This is a genomic window from Nitrospirota bacterium (assembly GCA_016178585.1).
In the GTDB taxonomy this organism is placed as follows: Bacteria; Nitrospirota; Nitrospiria; order JACQBW01; family JACQBW01; genus JACOTA01.
In genome coordinates this window covers 16,392-36,232 of record JACOTA010000075.1, presented here as the reverse complement: position 1 = coordinate 36,232, position 19,841 = coordinate 16,392, and the positions used below count along the sequence as shown (strand labels likewise).

Sequence of the window (19,841 nt, the reverse complement as noted above, 5' to 3'; positions counted from 1 at the left end):
ATGCCAGTGGCGCTTTAAAGTCGGAAACCCGTTGGAAAGACGCCAGGCAGGAAGGAAAAGCGATTACCCGTTATGAAACCGGTCCGGTAAAGACGGAATGGAATTATAAAAACGGTTTGTTGGAAGGGCTTGCGAAAGGCTATTATGAATGCGGGAAACTTCGAACAGTACGGCTATACGAAAAAGGGAGGCCGGCTGGAAAAACCGTTGAATATTTTGAAAATGGAAAAATAAAAGCTGAATGGACATATGTCAATGGAAAACGGGAAGGGATCGTCCGGGAATTTCATGAAAACGGAAAAATAAGATCAGAATGGCATTATCAGAAGGGAAAGCCGGACGGGGGCGCTAAAGAATATTTTGAAAACGGGATGTTGAAGGTAGACGGATCATTTAAAGAAGGCAAACAGTATGGCGAGACGCGGGTTTACGATGAAAACGGTGAAATCCAGGAGATTTGGCGTCATCGCGATGGGCTGTCGGAAAGAAAAAATAAGTGAAGCAACTGGCTCTGCCAGTGCGGAACGCGGGGTTCGGGGGCATTGAGCGTATTTTGCGAAGGTCCCTGAATATAAATAAATGAAACGTGATCGGAGACTCCACCCCCTCTCCTGGAGTCATCATGATTTGTTGATCTACGCAGATCGGGTCAGAATGGCATTAACGACCGACCATCCTTCTTACCGGACATCGATCGAGGCGTTGGTTGAACAGACAAAAGAATTCTGGGGCGCTGTTTTTCAGGAACATATGGGTGCCGAAAGGGAGATCCTCTTTAGCTGTTTGAACTCCTTTTCGGATCAATTTATAAATGAAATGGAACTCATTAACCATGAATTTAAGGAACTGGCCAGGTTGTTTCAGACCATTGAAAATCAGCCGTCCATCGGAGAAGAAACTAAACCCAATCTAATCCGTATCGCAGACCTGGTCACTCACCATGTCCGTTTTGAAGAGAAAGAACTTTTTCCGAGAGTTCAAAGGACACTTCCCGAAGCCGAATTCAACCGGGTGGGTCAGGAACTCATTAAAAGACTTCCCCGCCTCTGCCGTACCAAACACAAATAGGCAATTTCTAGCTTTTTTTATTAAAAAAAAAACGAAAAGCATACAATTTTGTCGTACTAACATGAAACCTCTTAAAACAGGACAAATATGTCTTGACACTTTTTAGTTTTTTAGGCATGATAAAAAACTTTCAACTGGGAAAATCATGAAATCGCTTCGGCTGGCCCTTTCGCAATTTAATGCGACGGTAGGGGACAATAAAGGAAACGCCAAGAAAATCTGCCAGGAGGTCGAAAAGGCCAAAGGGTTGGGAGTCGATTTAATTGTGTTTCCTGAATTGGCCATCACAGGTTACCCTCCGGAAGATTTACTGTTAAAACCCTCCTTTATTACCGAAAATCAGTCCGCCTTAAACGATGTGGTTAAGGCTTCGACCGGAATGGGTGTCATTGTCGGGTTTGTTGACCGACGGGCCGATATTTATAACGCGGCCGCGTTTATCTACAACGGAAAAATTCAAGGGATCTATCATAAAATATATCTTCCGAATTATGGTGTGTTTGACGAGGAGAGATATTTTCGCTCAGGGTCCGCTTATCCGATTTTTGTCTTCAACGGGGTTTTAATCGGGGTGAATATCTGTGAGGATATCTGGTATCCCTATGGTCCGACAACGATTCAATCGGTCGAAGGGAATGCCGAATTAATTATTAATATCAGTTCCTCCCCCTACCATGCCGGAAAGGGTCAATTCCGTGAAAAAATGCTTGCTACCCGGGCCGTCGATAACAATGTCATCATTGCATACGTGAATTCCGTCGGGGGACAGGATGAACTGGTATTTGACGGTCAAAGCGTCATCATAGATCAGAAGGGAGATATCCTGATGCGGGGTCCCGCCTTCGAAGAGAAATCTCTGGTTTATGATCTTTTGATCGATCCGGTTTTTCGATCAAGGCTCCATGATCCCCGACGCAGAAGAAAAGGTTTTCTATTTAGGGAAATGACGGCTTTAACGCCCCAGCCGGTCGTCGTTTCGGAATCAGGCGTGTTAAAAAAGAAAAAAAAGATTTCGCCTTCCCTTTATCAGCCTCTTCCTCTCATTGAGGAAATTTATAAAGGTTTGGTCACGGGCGTCCGGGATTATGTTTTCAAAAACAGGTTTTCAAGAGCGGTCATCGGATTGAGCGGAGGGATTGATTCGGCATTAACGCTCGTGATTGCGGTCGATGCGTTAGGAAAGGAAAACGTTACCGGCGTCTTCATGCCGTCTCCCTTTACCTCAAAGGAAAGCAAAGAAGATGTCCTTGCCCTGGTCAAAAACGCCGGGGTCGATCTCATCACCCTTCCCATAACGGAAATATTCGAAATCTATTTGAAAACTTTTAAAAAGGAGTGGGGCGAGTTAAAACCAGACAAAACGGAAGAGAATATCCAGGCGAGAATCAGGGGAAATTTTCTCATGGGTCTCTCCAATAAATTTGGCTGGCTTGTTCTGACCACCGGCAATAAAAGCGAGATGAGTGTTGGGTATGCTACCCTGTATGGCGATATGGCTGGCGGTTTCTCAGTCATTAAGGATGTTTTAAAAACCGAGGTTTATGCTCTTTCGGATTACCGGAATATGCGGGAGGGGAAAGAAGTGATTCCGCAACGGATTTTTGAAAAGCCCCCTTCTGCGGAACTTAAGTTTAACCAGACGGATCAGGACACCCTTCCTCCCTATGACATTTTGGACGGGATTATTAAAAGTTATGTGGAGGAAGATCAGAGTCTGGACGAATTAGTCGCCCAGGGCTATTCCCGGGGAACGGTTGAAAAAATTATGAAAATGGTGGAGGGAAGCGAATATAAAAGGCGCCAGGCTCCTCCCGGCATCAAAATTACCCAACGCGCGTTGGGGAAGGATAGACGGATGCCAATTACGCAGCAGTACAAGGAGTTCTAAATCATATTAATAACGATGCCATTTTGTAATTCACGATAAGGTAGATTAAAAATGGTCAAAATAAAGAAAGGGAATGTCTTATGACACCGAAGGAAGTCTTGGAGTTTGCCAAGAAAAGCAAAGCAGTAATGGTTGATTTTAAGTTTATTGATCTGCCGGGTGTTTGGCAGCATTTTTCCACCCCTTTACACGAATTGTCTGAAGAGGTCTTTAAGGAAGGCCTCGGGTTCGACGGTTCAAGTATCCGGGGATGGAAATCGATCGAATCGAGCGATATGCTGGTGGTTCCAGATCCGGCCTCAGCGAGAATGGATCCCTTTTCTCAAACCCCCACGTTAAGCGTCATCTGCGATGTGATTGATCCTATTTCCCGGGAACCGTACGACCGTGACCCCCGGTATATCGCCAGGAAAGCAGAAAGTTACTTAAAGTCAACTCATATTGGAGATACCGCTTATATCGGGCCGGAAGCTGAATTTTTCATTTTTGATTCCATCCGTTTCGACCAAAATAGCCATAGCGGGTATTACTTTCTCGATTCCGACGAAGGGGTCTGGAATTCCGGAAAAGAAGGGGAACGCAATTTAGGTTACAAGCCGAGGCATAAAGAGGGTTACTTCCCGGTTCCTCCTACCGACAGTCAGGAAGATATCCGTACCGAAATGGTTTTGGAAATGGAGAAAATCGGGATTTCAGTGGAACGCCAGCACCATGAGGTGGCGACTGCCGGCCAGGCTGAAATTGACATCCGTTTTGATTCATTGCTCAATATGGGCGATAAGCTCATGTGGTTTAAATACATTCTGAAAAATGTGGCCAAGAGGCATAATAAGACGGTAACGTTTATGCCAAAACCAATCTTTGGGGATAACGGTTCTGGCATGCACACGCATCAAAGTATTTGGAAAGATGGAAAACCATTGTTTGCCGGAAAAGAATATTCAGGGATGAGCCAATTGGCGCTTTATTATATCGGCGGTATTCTGAAACATGCTCATTCTCTCGCGGCTTTTACCAATCCAACCACGAATTCCTACAAACGATTAACACCGGGATTTGAAGCGCCGGTGAACCTGGCCTATTCCAGCCGTAACCGAAGCGCGTCGATTCGAATTCCGATGTATTCTCCAAGCCCAAAAGCAAAAAGAATCGAAGTTCGTTTTCCTGATCCTTCCTGCAATCCGTATCTTGCGTTTTCAGCGATGGTCATGGCGGGAATTGACGGAATTCAGAACAAAATTGATCCGGGCGCTCCTATGGATAAAGACCTTTATGACCTTCCGGCAAAAGAAGCCGCCAAGATTAAAACCATGCCGGGCAGTCTTGATCAGGCCCTCAAAGCGCTGAAAGATGACCACGATTATCTGACAAAAGGCGGGGTTTTTTCGGAAGAACTCATTGATACCTGGATGACTTATAAGAAGGAAAAGGAAATTGATCCGATGAGGCTTCGTCCGCACCCGTATGAATTTTTCCTCTATTACGACATTTAACGGTCACGGATCTCTTATTAATAAGAGTGAAGCAACCGGCTTGGCCGGTGCGGAACGTGGGGTTCGGGGGCATCGGAGGATTTCACGAAGTAAAACCGGACGGGCCCCTGAGTATAAATATGATGGAGTGAAAAGAATAGCCCTATCGTAATAGATAGGGCTATTTGGTTTAATCTGTGAATTCTTTGAACGATTTTAAAAAAAATAAGATTAACGAAGTTAAAATTCTTGAATTAACCGCTTTATATGAAATTAGTAAAGCGCTGGCTTGGTCGCTTGACCTTAAAGTGACCTCGACAAAAATCATGGAAATTCTTTCGTCTATCCTGGGAATGAGACGGGGCACCTTAACCCTTCTCCATCCTGAAACAGGTGAACTGGTGATTGAAACCGCCCATGGTCTTTCTCAGGAAGAAATCAGCCGGGGACGATACAGGCCGGGGGAAGGGATCACGGGAAAGGTCCTCGAAACCGGTGAAGCGATTGTGATTCCCGATATCGGAAAAGAGCCTCTCTTTTTAAATAAGACGGGAGCCCGTCCGCTTGATTCCAGGAAAGGAATCTCTTTTATCTGTGTTCCGGTTAAAGTGGCTGGAGAAACGATAGGGGTGTTCAGCGCGGACCGGTTGTTTGATGAATCGGTATCCCCTCAGGAAGATCTCCGGGTCTTAACGATTGTCAGTTCATTGATCGGGCAGTCGATCAAACTCCATCAGCTGATTACCATTGAAAAAGAAAGACTCATGGATCAGAACCGTCAACTCCAGGGAGAACTGAAAAATAAATATGGAATTAAAAATGTCGTCGGTCAGAGTCCGAAAATGGTTGAGGTCTATGAAGCCGTTGAGCGGGTAAGCAAAAGTAAAGCGACGGTATTATTAAGGGGAGAGTCCGGGACGGGGAAGGAACTGATCGCCAAAGCAATCCATTTCGCAAGCCCGCGCGCTGAGAAGCCCTTTTTAAAAATTAATTGCGGGGCCATACCGGAAAATTTACTTGAGAGCGAACTCTTTGGTCATGAAAAAGGCGCGTTTACCGGCGCAACCGAAATGAGAAAAGGGCGTTTTGAAATGGCGCACGGAGGAACGCTCTTCCTGGATGAAATAGGAGAAATGCCCTTAAACCTTCAGGTAAAAATTTTAAGAGTTTTGCAGGAAATGAAATTTGAAAGGCTGGGAAGTTCCAAAACAATTTCAGTGGATGTCCGTCTTGTGGCCGCGACCCATGAAGATCTTGAAAAGTCCATGACGGATGGGACGTTTCGGGAAGACCTTTATTACCGTTTAAATGTCGTTCCCATCCATCTTCCGCCCCTTCGTGATCGGAAGGAAGATATCCCCATGCTGGTCTCCTTTTTCCTGAAGAAATATAACGAAGAAAACGGGAGTTCTATTCAAATCGATTCCGGAGCCATGAAAATGTTAATGGAGTATAACTGGCCGGGAAACGTCAGAGAACTTGAAAATACCATCGAACGGATGGTGGTCATGGCGGAAACCAATTCCATTCAAAAACAAGACGTAGTCAAAATGTTTATGGGGATGCCCGCCGGGGGAAACCAGGGGGACGAAACTCCAGATGAGAGAACGGGGGATCTTCCTTTTACCGTCGAATCGGTTGAACGGGTAAAAATTATTCAGGCACTCAATCAGTGCAATGGCATTCAGGCCAAGGCGGCCAAGCTTTTGGGGATTACTCCGCGGCAAATCGGCTATAAAATCAAGAAGTATAAGATTCAGGGTCAAATGAGTTAAAGTGAGGAAAATTTGAATCGATTTCTACTCATCGTCACGCTCCTTTTGGCAACAGGCTGTATCCGGGGTGATAAACCGCCGCTCATACAGGAACATCTCATAGACGGTGTGATTCAAAAAGAACAGCAGGAGATGTCTATAAAAGTCGAGATGTCCCCGAGACTCTCCATTTTGGGAGAAAACCGGGTCTTCATTACCTTGAAAGATCCTTCCGGAATTCCAATCGAAGATGCTCATTTAAATATCTCTTCGACTTCGAGATTGCCCGGTATGTTGATCGAAAGGGTAGAAGTGAATGACGGCCCTAAAGGAGTTTATGAAACCAAACTTCATTACATGTCAGTGGGGCAGTGGAAAATAACCCTCTCTATCCATCGGTTTGGAAAGAGAGAAATCAAAAATATCTTTCTCTTCGACGTGATCGGTCACGCTTAAATGTTGAAGAACGGTTCATGTCCAGAACGACTTTCCGCTATAAATCGGCCTCATTAAATCGTACATTGAAATAATCCCGATCACTTTAGAGTCTTCCGCTACGGCAAGATGCCGAACTTTATGCTCAACCATCATATCGCTCGCTTCGTCGTCGGATTTATCTTCGTTAATGATCAGGGGAACGGACATCACCTGTTCCACTTTAGTGACATAATAATTCAAATCCTGAGCAAGAACTTTTCGAATGATATCCGCTTCCTCAATAACGCCGACAATTTCTTCACCTTTACAGACCATTAAACATCCAAATTTTTTATCTGCCATCACATTAATGGCTTCACGAACCGTTTTATTAGCATCGATTTTAACAGGATTTTTGGTCATTATTTGTTTTACTTTAACCATTTGCAGGTCTCCTCTCTATAAAAAAGATAATAAAGCGACCGGGTGGGGATCTTTCCTTTAAGGATGACCCTCCGACGGAATATAACGCGTCGTTTTTGTTTGATCCCCACCACTTTAACCTGGAAGAGAGCAAAGAGCGTACCACAAAAAACGAAATGCCATCCAATATCGCATAAATAAAATCCATTAATTTTCAATAAGTTAGAAAAAATTTTCCGGTGATTATTTTTTTAAAAGAAGAGGAGGGAAAAACGGTGTCAACTTTTATTGACGGTTAGAATCTCTGTTTATAAAAATGTGAAATTTATCAATGGGTCGGGGATGTCCAGCGTTTTAGACAACCTTATCTGAGATAGACAATCATTTCCTGAAAGTTTTTTATAAGGTGTATCCATTCCCAAAGAAAAAGTTACCCTTGACAAGTTGCGACCGGTTCAATACTATTTAAGTATGCAAAAGGTTTATTCCAGACGTATGGGAATTTTTTTCCTCTTATTTTCGTTGGTTTCTTTTTTAGCGGGAAACACCTATGCCTGCCTTTTCCCATTTTCCATGCAAATGGAAAAAAGCTTGATGACTTGCGACTCTCCTGAAGTTCTTTCTCCGATGACCCCTCTACAAGCTGATGAAAATTGCAATCAGGCGATCCTGGAGGCAGGAAAAGTCCATCATGTGAATTCTTATCCTCATCCGGTCTCACTTAAAACTGCCCAAACCTCTTCCGTTTCCAGCCCTTTTAATTGCCAGTCGGTTTTTTTACCTAAAAGACCATTTTTATTTTCCTCAACAAAAAATAAATTTCTTCCAACCTACCATCATTTTGTTCCGATTTATACCTTCACGGGCAACCTGTTAATTTAAAATCTCCCTTCACCTGTTATTTTTAGTCAATGATGGTGTATTTAAGGGGGGTTTTATGTCTCGGGAAATTAAAATCCGTTCCCGTTTTCTGCTTTTTTTTATTCTGCTGGGAATCGGACTTTTCAACCATTCTTCACGGGTTCTTGCACAGGATTCCCCGGTTCCAAATGAACCGGGCCAATTATGGTTGCTGATCGACCAGGCAAGGTTGCGCAATCCTGAAATTATTGCAGCCACAAAAAAGCTGGAAGCCCTCCAACAGGAAATTCAGCAGGAAAAAGCCTGGGAAGATCCGGAGTTTACCTTAACACAATATGAAGCCCCCTCCAATTTAGACTTAAGTCATCCCGCGCAAACCTGGTATGGACTCGGTCAGTCCTTTTCTTTTCCGGGAAAGCGTGCCCTAAAAGGAAAAATTGCAGAAAAAGAGGCTGAATATCAATACGAAATGCTTCAAACAACGATTAGAGAAGTTGTCTTTAAGCTTAAATCAGCCTATTACCGCCAGTTTTTTGCCAGTAAAGGAATTAATATTCATCTGGCGCATCAAACGCTTCTTGAGGAATTCACCCGAAGCGCCCAACAAAAATATGCTGCCGGATTCGGGAGTCAACAGGAGATTGTTAAGGCTGAAGTTGAACTCTCCAAACTTCATAACAGCCTGTTAGCCTTGGAAGAGGATAAAATCGAAGCAGAAACAACGTTAAATGCCATTTTAAACCAGCCAGCAGATGTTTTTCTTGAAACTTCGGAAGAGCCGGAGAATACCGAATTTAAGCACACCCTTGAAGAATTAATTCCCTCGGCTTTAAAAAACCGTCCTGAATTGCTGGCCGCCAATCTTCAGATTCAGAAAAAAGGGATCAGCCTTTCCTTAGCGGAAAAATATATCTATCCCGATTTTATGGCTGAATTGACGTATATGGAATCCCACAAAGGAGAGGAAAATAAATGGATGGCGATTGCCAAAATGAACCTCCCCTGGATCTTTAATCATAAATATCAGGCAAAAATCCGTCAGATCCGCCTGGAAAAAGAGGAGACTGAAGCGGAATTGAAGGGGATAGAGAATAAAACCCTGGCGGAATTAAGAATCCTCCACTCCAAAATTAAATCATTGGAGAAATCCCTGAATATGTACAGGAACGGGATTCTCCCCCAGGCTGAACAGTCCTTGAAGGCCTCCCAAATCGCTTATCAGTCCGGAAAGACCGATCTGTTGAATGTCATTGACAGCGAAAGGACTTTAAAAGATCTGGAGATGAATTACTTTGAAACGCTGGTCGATTTTAATCAGCGAATCAGTGAATTGGAAAAATTAACGGGAAAAGATTTGAATTAAACAAAGGAGACACTCAAATGAAAAGGGTATTGATTTATTCAGGATCGATTTTCCTCCTGATTCTTGTCGGAGGGAGTTTTTATTTCAGCTCTTCTTCTATGGAGAATATGCCCGAGGAGGGGAAGAAATCAGGCGTGGAGACCGGAATGCCGGTTCAGATCTCGCCTGAAAAAAGACAAATGATCGGAGTGAAAACAGGTCTTGTCGAAAAGCGTTCGCTGGATACGATTATCCATGCCGCGGGGACGGTTGATTATAACGAAAAAAAAATCAGCCAGATTCAATTACGGGTTTCGGGATGGATAAAAGAACTTTATGTCAACTCAACAGGACAGCAGATCAATAAAGGAGAACCCCTTTTTCAACTCTACAGTCCGGATCTTTTTGCGACCAAACAGGAGTATCTGCTGGCCAAAGAGACTTTTAGCCGGATCAAAGAGAGTCCCATGATCCATGTCCGGGAAGGGGTTCAGTCCCAGATTGAATCGGCAAGAGCGCGGTTATTGTTATGGAACTTGACTGAGGAGCAGATCGACCGGTTAGACGAGGAAGAGGATATGAAACCGGAAACAGTCCTTTATTCTCCTGTCAAAGGGTTTGTGACTAAAAAAGCGGCGGTCAAAGGACAATATGTGACGCCTGAAATGGTGCTGTACGAAATTGCGGATATCTCCTCTGTCTGGGTCTATGCGGATATTTATGAATCCGATCTGGGCTACATCCAACAGAATCAACAGGTCATGATTTCATTCACCGCTTATCCGGATAAGACCTTTTCCGGAAAAATTATTTACATCTCCCCAAATTTAAGCCCTGAAACAAGGACAGTCAAAGCCAGAATTGAATTGCCAAACCCTGGTTTACTTCTTAAACCGGGGATGTATGGCGATGTGGATATCCATATCAAGATCCCGAAGAGACTGGTTGTTCCTGTTGAAGCCGTTATCGATTCGGGGATGCGTCAACTTGCTTTTTTAGACCGGGGAAACGGAATCTTTGAGCCGAGGGAAGTCAAACTGGGAGCCCATCATGAAGGATATATCGAAGTGGTTTCCGGACTCAAAGAGGGAGACCCGATTGTGACATCCGCTACCTTTTTAATCGATTCCGAAAGCAAACTCATGTCGGCGGCCAATATGATGGGGGCGCTCGGAATGGGGGGCGTCAATATGGAAAAAGCCACCATGGGAAAAATGGAGACGGCGGGTATGGATATGAAAGGAATGGATATGGGCGGGATGGAGAAAAAGGATGAAATCCAGGCCATCCGGTCTAAAAAAGCCGGTCCATATGTTCTTAATCTGGAACTGACTTCCGATCCGCCTCGTGTCGGAGAAGATAAAATCTCTCTCAAGATCACAAATAACCAGAATCAAATCATTCGCGACGCGGAGGTGATTTTTTCCTACACGATGACCATGCCGGGGATGATGGTCGAAGAGGTCAAAGGATCGTTCGTAAAAGATACTTATGAGGGAAAAGTAAAATTCGCGATGGCAGGCGGATGGAAGATCGAGGTTTTGATTAAAAAAAAGGGGCAACCCGATGTCAAAGAATCTTTTATTTTTAATGTGAAATGAGTTTTTGCAGGGGGGGAGGCGGAGTCTGTTCCTATGATTGAAAGAATGATCGACTATTCAGGTAAAAATCCGCTCATTGTCCTTTTGGGAGTTGTTTTCCTCTCGGTATGGGGGTATTGGGCTGTTATCCATACTCCCCTGGATGCCATCCCTGATCTTTCCGATGTCCAGGTGATTGTCTATACCGAATGGGAAGGGAGAAGTCCCAATCTCATCGAGGATCAGATTACCTATCCCATTGTCACCTCCATGCTGGGGGCTCCAAAAGTTAAATATGTCAGAGGATCCTCAGACTTCGGATTTTCTTACGTCTACATTGTCTTTGAAGATGGAACGGATATGTACTGGGCCCGAAGCAGGGTGTTGGAGTTTATGAGCAAAGTTTCCGGGAAACTTCCGGAAGGGGTGCGTCCCGTTTTAGGACCGGATGCGACGGGGGTCGGGTGGGTTTATGAATACGCGTTAGTGGATCATTCTGGGAAACGGAGTCTGGCGGACATTCGGGCCTACCAGGATTGGACCCTGAAATATCAGCTCCAGTCGATTCCGGGAGTGGCGGAAGTGGCCTCCGTCGGAGGATTTGAGAAGCAATATCAGGTTCATGTCAATCCCCAGCGGCTCCTGGCATTAAATATTCCCTTTACGAGAGTGACCCAGGCTATTCGGATGGCCAATAAAGATGTCGGGGGACGTTCGATCGAATTAAGCGAACGGGAATATATGGTCCGGGGCCAGGGCTATATTAAAAGCCTGACCGATCTTGAATTGATTCCCCTGGGCGTCAGCAAGAGCGGAGTGCCCATTTTACTCAAAGATATCTCCCATGTGACCGTCGGTCCTGAAATGAGAAGAGGCGTCACGGAATTAAACGGCGAAGGAGAAGTCGTCGGCGGGATTGTGATTATGCGGTACGGTGAAAATGCCTTGAAAGTCATCGAACGGGTCAAGGAAAAAATAGCCGAGATTCAATCCGGTCTGCCGACAGGGCTTAAAATCGTTCCGACCTATGATCGTTCGGGTCTGATTTTACGGGCCATTGCGACACTGAAAGAAAAACTCATTGAAGTAACGCTGGTGGTGAGCGGGGTCACGATTATTTTTTTATTCCATTTCCGGTCAGCCCTCGTGGCGATTATCAGCCTTCCGATTGCCATCCTCCTCTCCTTTATCGCCATGTCTCTGCTTCATCTGACCTCGAATGTGATGTCTTTGGGAGGGATTGCCATAGCGATCGGGGCCATGGCAGATGGCGCCATTGTGATGATTGAAAATGCCCATCGGCGTCTTGAAGAAGAGCCTGAAAAAAAACGGTCAGAAGTGATTCTGGCGGCCGCCAAAGAATTGGGAAAACCGCTCTTTTTTTCACTCTTGATTATCACCGTTTCCTTTATGCCGATTTTTACGCTGGAGGCCCAGGAAGGAAGGCTTTTTAAACCTTTAGCGTTTACCAAAACCTTCTCCATGTTTTTCTCGGCGTTTCTTTCCATTACTCTGATCCCTTTGCTGATGGTCTTCTTAATCAGGGGAAAAATCACGCCTGTTGCCAAAAATCCGATTAACCGTTTTTTAATTCGCCTCTATGAGCCTGCTCTTCGGTTTGTTTTGAAACGCCCGGTGATCATCGTGGCATCAGCGGTGGCCCTGTTTTTTCTGACCATCCCCATTTTTTTGAAGATGGGGTCCGAGTTTATGCCCCCTTTAAATGAAGGGACCATTCTTTATATGCCGACTACCCTTCCGGGAATCTCTATTACGAAAGCCTCGCAGATTCTCCAGCAACAGGATGCTTTATTGAAGCGGATTCCGGAAGTGGAGACCGTTTTCGGAAAAATAGGACGGGCCGATACCTCAACCGATTCTGCCCCTATTTCAATGGGCGAAACCACCATTACTTTGAAACCGGAAGATCAATGGAGACCCGGAATGACGCAGGAGAAGCTCATCTCCGAGATGGACCAGGCCGTCCGTTTTCCGGGAATCCCCAATATTTTTTGGATGCCGATTCAAACCCGGACGGAAATGCTGGCAACCGGGGTGAGGAGCGCCCTTGGAATTAAAATCTATGGGAAGGATCTGGATGACATTAACCGTATTGGAAGTGAAATTGAAGGGGTGCTGAGCGGAATTCCAGGAACGCGGAGCGCTTTTTCTGAAAGGGTCAGCGGCGGCTATTTTATTGATTTTAAAATCGACCGGCAGAAGGCGGCCCGGTACGATCTTTCTGTTTCGGATATTGAAGAGATCATCGAATCCGCGATCGGAGGGGTGAATGTGACCACGATTATTTCCGGCCGGGAAAGGTATTCCGTCAATGTCCGGTACCCGCAGGAATTGAGAGATGATATCAATAAGTTAGGGAGAGTTCTGGTCCCTGCCCCGACAGGGGTTCAGATTCCAATGGTTCAATTGGCGGATATTTCAATATCCACAGGGGCTCCCATGATCAAGGATGAGAATGGTTCCCTTGCGGGGATCGTTTATGTGGATGTCACCGGGCGAGACCTGGGAGGGTATGTTCAGGAGGCTAAAGAAAAGATTTCCCAAAAAATAGACCTGAAAGGGACGACATTAGGCTGGGTCGGTTCTTATCAATATCTTTTAAGAGCAAAAGAACGATTTAAAATTATTATTCCATTGACCCTTCTGGCCATCTTTGTCTTGCTTTATTTAAATTTTAATTCAATCAGCAGGTCCTTTCTGGTTCTTTTAACGGTTCCTTTTTCTTTAATCGGAGGAGTGCTTCTCCTTTATATCCTGAATCTTTTTTCGTTGCATTACAACCTGAGCGTCGCCGTCTGGGTCGGTTTTATTGCTTTAGCAGGGGTAGCAACCGAGATCGGGGTGATTATGATTGTTTATCTGGACCAGGCTTTAAAGACCCGGCAAGAAAAAGGAAGCCTGGAAAATGAAACAGAATTAATTGAGGGAATCGTTGAAGGGGCTGTGAGACGGATCCGTCCGATTGTCATGACGGCAACGGCGATTATAGCGGGGTTGGTCCCTATTTTGTGGAGTCACGGAACCGGCGCCGAGGTGATGAAACGGATCGCCGTCCCGATGGTGGGAGGAATGGTGTCTACCACGTTCTTAACCCTTTTTGTTATTCCAGCCATTTATCTTGTCTGGCAAAGGAGAAAATTTAAAAAATTCGAAAAAAGAGTTTGAAGAGAAGAAACGGGATATTTGATAGAGAGACTCCCGTTTGAGGTGTCTTGAAAAAAATCCGGTTCGAGCTTGCTGATCCCTCCTTTCTATGTTATATATCCTGTTGTTATTTCGTAAAAAAAATTAAATTATTTCCTTTTCATCAGATGGAGAAATGAAAGTTAAAAAAGAAGAGAAAACACCGGTTCCCGGCGTTTTTAAAACCGGTTCCATTGGCTTGATTGGACGGCCTAATGTGGGAAAGTCGACGCTGTTAAATCGAATTCTGGGAGAAAAACTGGCGATTGTTTCAGATAAACCGCAGACCACCAGAAATCGAATCCTGGGAATCAGAACCGATCCGGATGCTCAATTTTTGTTAATCGATACCCCCGGTCTCCATAAACCTAAATCCAAGTTAAACGAATCGATGGTGCGAAATGCGGTTAATGTCATTTTGGAAGCGGATTTGATTTTCTTGTTGATGGAAATGGGAAAAAAGGGATTGGCGATGGACGCCGATTTGGTCGAATTTGTCAGGAAAGATCAAAAAAAAGGGGCTCAGGACCAGGGGAAACCCATTTTTTTGGTCATCACCAAGGCCGATCTCGTCTCAAGGGAAGAACTCCTTCCCGTGATTGGCGAAATAACAAGAACACACTCTTTCAATGAAATTATTCCGGTTTCGGCGTCAAAAAATGAGAATATTGACCACCTTATGAATGTTGCGAAGGCCTATCTGCCGGAAGGACCTCCGCTTTTCCCGGAGGATGAATACACCGATCAACCGCTTCGTTTTATTGCCGCTGAGGTTATTCGGGAAAAAATTATTCAGAAAGTCTACCAGGAGGTCCCTTATTCGGTTGCCGTAAAGATCGAAACCTATGAGGAAAAACCCGAAAAAAATCAGGTTTCGATTAAGGCGGTCATCTATGTTGACCGGGCTTCTCAAAAAGGGATTTTAATCGGACGAAGAGGCGAATCGTTAAAAAAGATTGGAACCGAAGCCCGCCTGGAGCTGGAAAAAATAATCGGAAGAAAAGTCTACCTTGAAACCTGGGTAGAAGTCAGTGAAAACTGGAAAAATAACGATCAAATTTTGAAAAGTCTCGGATATGAGTAACGGTTCGGTTTATGTCAGCGAATTGCTTGGAATTCCGGTTCTCGACCAATCGGGTGAAGAAATCGGGCGGGTAAAAGATTTTTTCATTGCGGGCGGAGAAATATTTCCGAAGGTTTCATCCATTTTATATGGTTTCCGCAAAGACTATATTTTACCCTGGGAAATGGTTCTGATTTATAACCGCCGGTTTATTTCAACAAAAGTTTCAAAATCCGACCGGATGCCCGTTGAGCTCACCCGCCAGGAAATTCTGATTAAAAGGGATATTTTGGATAAACAAATTGTCGATATCCACGGGGCCAAGGTCGTAAGGGTAAACGATCTGGAACTTCAGGATATTAAAGGAACCCTGTCGCTGACTTCAGCCGACGTTGGCGTGGGGGGGATTTTAAGAAGACTGTTAGGCGGAAAAACCCGGGAGTGGTGGCGAAAAAAATTCGATGAAAAGGGATCTAAGAATCTCATCAGCTGGGCGTTTGTGGGGCCGATTCAACCTCAACTAAGAAGGCTCGAATTAAATATTTCCCGCCAAAAGGTGGCACAGCTTCTCCCTCAGGACATCGCCCATATCATGGAGCAGGTCTCGATGAAAGAAAGAGAACTGTTGTTTAAGTCCCTTGATAAAAATACGGCTGCCAGGACCTTGTCTGAATTGGACCCCGATACGCAGGTGAAAATCGTCGAGAAAATGGATCGGGGAGAGGCATCGGATATTCTGGAAATCATGCCCCCCGATGAAGCGGCAGACGTTCTGGGAGATTTGTCCGAAAAGAGCGCCCAGCAAATTATTCAGGCAATGGAAAAAGAAGAGGCCGCGGAGCTTCAGGAATTGCTGGAGCATCAGGAAGATACGGCGGGCGGGATGATGACCACCGAGGTTTTTACGGTCTCTCCGGATTTTACCTGTGACGAAGCCATCTTGAAAATAAAAGAAACAGGCCGTGAAGTTGAAACCATTTACTATCTTTATGTGATTGATGAACAAAGCACATTACTGGGAATCTGTTCGTTACGGGATTTGTTGCTCTCCCGCTGGGATCAAAAAATATCGGTTGGGATGACGACCCATATTAAATTTGTCGCGCCCCATTCGCCCCAGAGGGAAGTGGCCTCGTTGATTTCTAAATATAACCTTTTAGCCATTCCGGTTTTGGATGAAGAAAAAAAACTTCTCGGGATTGTCACGGTAGATGATGTGGTGGACCTGCTCATGAGCTATTACCTTCGAAATACTTAAATTTCATTCTGTCTGACTTATGAATCGGAAAAAAATCCTTTTATTTCTTTCAATCATTGGCCCGGGGATTATTACAGCCAATGTCGACAATGATGCGGGTGGAATAACCACTTACTCCCTTGCAGGCGCTCAATTTGGCTATTCCCTTCTCTGGACGTTGATTCCCATAACGGTTGCCCTGATTATTATTCAGGAGATGGCCTCCCGCATGGGTGTCGTTACGGGTAAAGGGCTGGCTGATTTAATTCGTGAAAATTATGGGATTAAGGTCACTTTTTACCTGATGATTCTTCTCCTTTTGACTGATTTGGGAAATACAGTCGCAGAATTCGCCGGATGGGCGGCGGCCATGGAAATTTTCGGAGTCAATAAATATATTTCCGTCCCTATTGGCGCCCTGCTAATCTGGTGGCTTGTGGTTAAGGGGACCTACCGGACCGTTGAAAAGGTCTTTTTAGTCGCCTGTACGATTTATGTGACCTACATTATTTCCGGTTTTTTGGCTCATCCGCCATGGAAGACCATCCTGGTTCAAACGGTTGTTCCGCAAATTTCGTTTCAGACCGATTACTTGATCATGCTGATCGGCGTCATCGGCACGACCATCGCTCCATGGATGCAGTTTTATCTGCAATCAGCAATCGTTGAAAAAAGGGTAGAAATTCAGCAATACAGGATTTCAAGACTCGACGTGATTTTAGGGTGTGTTTTTACCGATGTTGTGGCCTTTTTTATCATTGTGGCCTGTGCCGCAACTTTATTCGAAAATCATATCACGGTGGAAACAGCCAAAGATGCCGCCCTGTCGTTAGCGCCGCTTGCCGGAAAATTTGCAGCTGAACTTTTTGCGTTCGGTCTTGCAAACGCCTCATTGTTTGCGGCTTCGATTTTACCGTTAGCCACGGCTTATTATGTCTGTGAAGGATTTGGATGGGAGGCCGGAATTAATAAAACGTTTAAAGAAGCGCCTCAATTTATGTGGCTTTACACCGGGTTGATCGTTATCGGAGCCGTCAGCATTTTAATTCCAAACGCGCCTTTATTGAAAATCATGTTTCTTTCGCAGGTAGCAAATGGAATAATGCTTCCTTTTGTTCTTATTTTTATGATTCTCCTGATCAACGATCCCTATTTAATGGGTAATTACACGAACCCGCGTTTCCTTAATCTCATTACCTGGGTGACGGTTTCCATATTGATTGTATTGACGTTTTTACTTTCCGCCGCCCTTTTATTTCCTAACCTGGCAAATCGTTTCGGGCCTTGAAGCCGCCCTATTCCGGAGCAAATCGTGCCTTTAATTGAAACCGACGCTATCGTCATCAACTCTTTGAAACTGGGAGAGGCTGACAAGCTTGTGACCTTTTATTCTTCAAAACTGGGCAAGATAAAAGTGGTCGCCAAGGGCGCCAGGAAAATGAAAAATAAATATGGAAGTTCGCTGGAGCCCTTCACTTTTGGACACCTGGTCATTTACGATAAAAACCCCCAGGTCATGTATCGTTTGTTTCAATCCGATATTATTGAGTCTTTTCAGAAATTAAGATCGGATTTTGATAAGATTATCTATACTTCCAATTTTTGTCTGCTTGTGGAATCTTTATCGCCGGAGGGCGATCCCTCTCCCTCCATTTTCAATCTATTTCTTAAATTATTGGATTACTTGAAAAGTTTTAATGCCACACCGAATGTCATTAACCTTTTTAAAACCAAGCTTATCGGATATGCCGGCTACGAAATGTGTCTGGACCGGTGCGTGAAATGTCGCGAATCCCAACCTCAAGTTAGTTTTTCTCCCATTTTGGGTGGAATTGTCTGTTCTTCTTGCCTTCCAATAAATTGCGGACAATCGTTCCCGGTATCGATGGCTGCCCAGGCGATATTAAAGAGGACCTTTAAATTGGATCCTGATCTGGTACAGAGAATTAAGCCGTCAGAGGAAGTGATTAAAGAAATTAGCCGCATTTTAGATATCTTTATTTTTCACATATTGGGCAAAAAATTTCCGTCAATTTGAATTGTTTTGGCCTCGATGAGGTTTATCTATTAAAACCCCTTATTTATGAGTAAGTTAGGGATCATTTTATGATGTTTATTTCGGTCTTTATCTTGCATAATATATCTAGATGATATTACTCTCAATCCTCCGGATTCCAAAAACCCTTGCTCCAATTTGTTTTTTTCTTTTCTTCGTATTGTTGACAGGGTGTGGAAAAGAAGACCCGGCGCCCCCCGCGGTTCAAAATACAACGACAGATCAGATTGTTATCCTTCAGACGAATCCTCCCGCCGGGGGGGGGCAGACAGGCTCAGGCGCCATCTCAGGGGTTAAAATTTCATCCGTGCCTCTTCCTCAACCCCTTTTTCAAACCTCGAGTGTCACCTATACAGATTCTATTTCCGGGCTTTCTTATATTTATGTGCTCGGAGGCGCTTATTATGATTCTACCCTTTCAACCGATCCGATCAACGTTGATACGGTCTATAGATATTTGGTTTTGGTTCAACCAACAACTGTCGTGCTTTCTGACTTTGCGGTTGAAAAAAATAGATTGCCCGTTTCATTGCGAGGCCATTCCAGTATCATTTATAACAATGCTATTTATGTCATCGGGGGTATTGGGATGGGGTTTCAGAAAACAATTTACCGGGCGGCCATTACCATGGATAGCTCGGTTAAACCGCCCGTTCCTTTATTAGGTCCATGGCAATGGGTCGGAGATCTCCCGGTTGAAGAGACCGGACAGGCTTCTGTCGTATTGGGGAATAGATTATATGTGGTCGGTGGGGTTGAATCGGGGTTTCCACCGCCGAATTGCAGCCCTAATTGCGTCGGTTCGCAGAGTACAGTGTTTTCAGAAAAAATCTACGGCTACAATCTTACGACGGATTTAACCGGTCCCGGTTATTCCGTTTCTTCTGTATACCGCTACACGATGCCAAAAAAGCTTTATACGGCGGCAGCTGTCGCGGATGCAAGTCGCCTCTGGGTTATGGGAGGATGGGATGGAATTCAAAATTCAAATACGGTCTATACGTTTGATGCCAATGTTTTTAGTGGCGCTCTGAGTTGTAGCCCCAGTTCTTGTGTTCCGGGGGAACTACCCAACGGAGTGGGGATTAGTAAGGCTGTTGGCTTGTATTTACAGGATATCCAAAAATTTTCCGGAATCTTTCTCTTAGGGGGTGTTTCAGGAACTCTCAATACACCTGAAATTATCCGAAGGGAGGTCTTTTCGTCGACGCCAGCTTCTCTTTTAACCTGGAACCAGGAAATTTCTTTACCCAAACCGGTCACCTATTTTTCCGCAACAAGCGCTCAGGGTGCAATTTTTGTCATTGGCGGCCTTCAAACAGGTCCATAATTTCTAAGGTCTTAACCTTTTTTTCCGCGCCCGGCCCCTTACGGCTATTGTTTGGCTGACGCCTGACGATTTTTTTGCTGTCCATTTCCATTGACGGTTTTTTTTAATCTTGTTATATTGAAAATAATGATGTTTTAATAAAATTT

At 44.6% G+C, this 19,841-nt stretch carries 16 protein-coding genes; 15 read left to right on the top strand and 1 reads right to left on the bottom strand.

The genetic code is table 11. The features are described 5' to 3' along the window. Positions 1–116 precede the first annotated feature (116 nt). The 6 genes from HYR79_11930 to HYR79_11905 all read left to right on the top strand — a co-directional run bounded on the left by HYR79_11930 (position 117) and on the right by HYR79_11905 (position 6,638). Positions 117–500, top strand: a complete 384-nt coding sequence (locus HYR79_11930) for a toxin-antitoxin system YwqK family antitoxin (protein MBI1822407.1) — start codon at positions 117–119, stop codon at positions 498–500. Positions 501–579: 79 nt separating this feature from the next. After that, positions 580–1,068 carry a hemerythrin domain-containing protein gene (locus tag HYR79_11925; GenBank protein ID MBI1822406.1) on the top strand — a complete coding sequence of 163 codons (489 nt, stop codon included), beginning with the start codon at positions 580–582 and terminating at the stop codon, positions 1,066–1,068. 145 nt (positions 1,069–1,213) lie between these two features. After that, positions 1,214–2,956 carry an NAD+ synthase gene (locus HYR79_11920; protein ID MBI1822405.1) on the top strand — a complete coding sequence of 581 codons (1,743 nt, stop codon included), beginning with the start codon at positions 1,214–1,216 and terminating at the stop codon, positions 2,954–2,956. Between the two features lie 80 nt (positions 2,957–3,036). Continuing rightward, positions 3,037–4,449, top strand: a complete 1,413-nt coding sequence (gene glnA, locus HYR79_11915; GenBank protein ID MBI1822404.1) for a type I glutamate--ammonia ligase — start codon at positions 3,037–3,039, stop codon at positions 4,447–4,449. 209 nt (positions 4,450–4,658) lie between these two features. Further along, positions 4,659–6,203 (top strand): nif-specific transcriptional activator NifA, encoded by a 1,545-nt coding sequence (gene nifA, locus HYR79_11910; protein MBI1822403.1) that lies wholly within the window; start codon positions 4,659–4,661, stop codon positions 6,201–6,203. 12 nt (positions 6,204–6,215) lie between these two features. Further along, positions 6,216–6,638, top strand: a complete 423-nt coding sequence (locus HYR79_11905) for a FixH family protein (GenBank protein MBI1822402.1) — start codon at positions 6,216–6,218, stop codon at positions 6,636–6,638. 15 nt (positions 6,639–6,653) lie between these two features. Here HYR79_11905 and HYR79_11900 read toward each other — a convergent pair whose 3' ends face one another. Beyond that, the gene (locus HYR79_11900) at positions 6,654–7,043 is read right to left on the bottom strand and encodes a CBS domain-containing protein (protein ID MBI1822401.1); all 390 of its coding nucleotides are present in this window, start codon (positions 7,041–7,043) and stop codon (positions 6,654–6,656) included. Between the two features lie 474 nt (positions 7,044–7,517). Here HYR79_11900 and HYR79_11895 point away from each other — a divergent pair, with 474 nt between their 5' ends. The 9 genes from HYR79_11895 (at position 7,518) to HYR79_11855 (ending at position 19,695) form a co-directional block, all read left to right on the top strand. Next, entirely contained in the window at positions 7,518–7,904 is a 387-nt protein-coding gene (locus tag HYR79_11895) for a hypothetical protein (GenBank protein ID MBI1822400.1), read from the top strand. A gap of 55 nt (positions 7,905–7,959) precedes the next feature. After that, on the top strand, positions 7,960–9,246 hold the full coding sequence (locus HYR79_11890; GenBank protein MBI1822399.1) for a TolC family protein: 1,287 nt from the start codon (positions 7,960–7,962) through the stop codon (positions 9,244–9,246). Positions 9,247–9,263: 17 nt separating this feature from the next. Next, a complete protein-coding gene (locus HYR79_11885) occupies positions 9,264–10,826 on the top strand; it encodes an efflux RND transporter periplasmic adaptor subunit (GenBank protein MBI1822398.1) in 1,563 nt (520 codons plus the stop codon). Between the two features lie 33 nt (positions 10,827–10,859). After that, positions 10,860–13,991 carry an efflux RND transporter permease subunit gene (locus tag HYR79_11880; GenBank protein MBI1822397.1) on the top strand — a complete coding sequence of 1,044 codons (3,132 nt, stop codon included), beginning with the start codon at positions 10,860–10,862 and terminating at the stop codon, positions 13,989–13,991. A 154-nt stretch (positions 13,992–14,145) separates the two neighbouring features. Continuing rightward, positions 14,146–15,093, top strand: coding sequence for a GTPase Era (era, locus tag HYR79_11875; protein MBI1822396.1), 948 nt, complete (start codon positions 14,146–14,148; stop codon positions 15,091–15,093). After that, positions 15,086–16,330 (top strand): CBS domain-containing protein, encoded by a 1,245-nt coding sequence (locus tag HYR79_11870; GenBank protein MBI1822395.1) that lies wholly within the window; start codon positions 15,086–15,088, stop codon positions 16,328–16,330. The genes era and HYR79_11870 overlap by 8 nt, the downstream gene beginning before the upstream one ends. 19 nt (positions 16,331–16,349) lie before the next feature. Continuing rightward, complete coding sequence (locus HYR79_11865) at positions 16,350–17,597, top strand: Nramp family divalent metal transporter (protein ID MBI1822394.1); 1,248 nt, start codon at positions 16,350–16,352, stop codon at positions 17,595–17,597. Between the two features lie 24 nt (positions 17,598–17,621). After that, positions 17,622–18,347: a DNA repair protein RecO gene (recO, locus tag HYR79_11860; protein ID MBI1822393.1), complete on the top strand. Its 726-nt coding sequence runs from the start codon at positions 17,622–17,624 to the stop codon at positions 18,345–18,347. 109 nt (positions 18,348–18,456) lie between these two features. Further along, positions 18,457–19,695, top strand: coding sequence for a hypothetical protein (locus HYR79_11855; protein MBI1822392.1), 1,239 nt, complete (start codon positions 18,457–18,459; stop codon positions 19,693–19,695). The last annotated feature ends 146 nt before the right edge of the window (positions 19,696–19,841 follow it).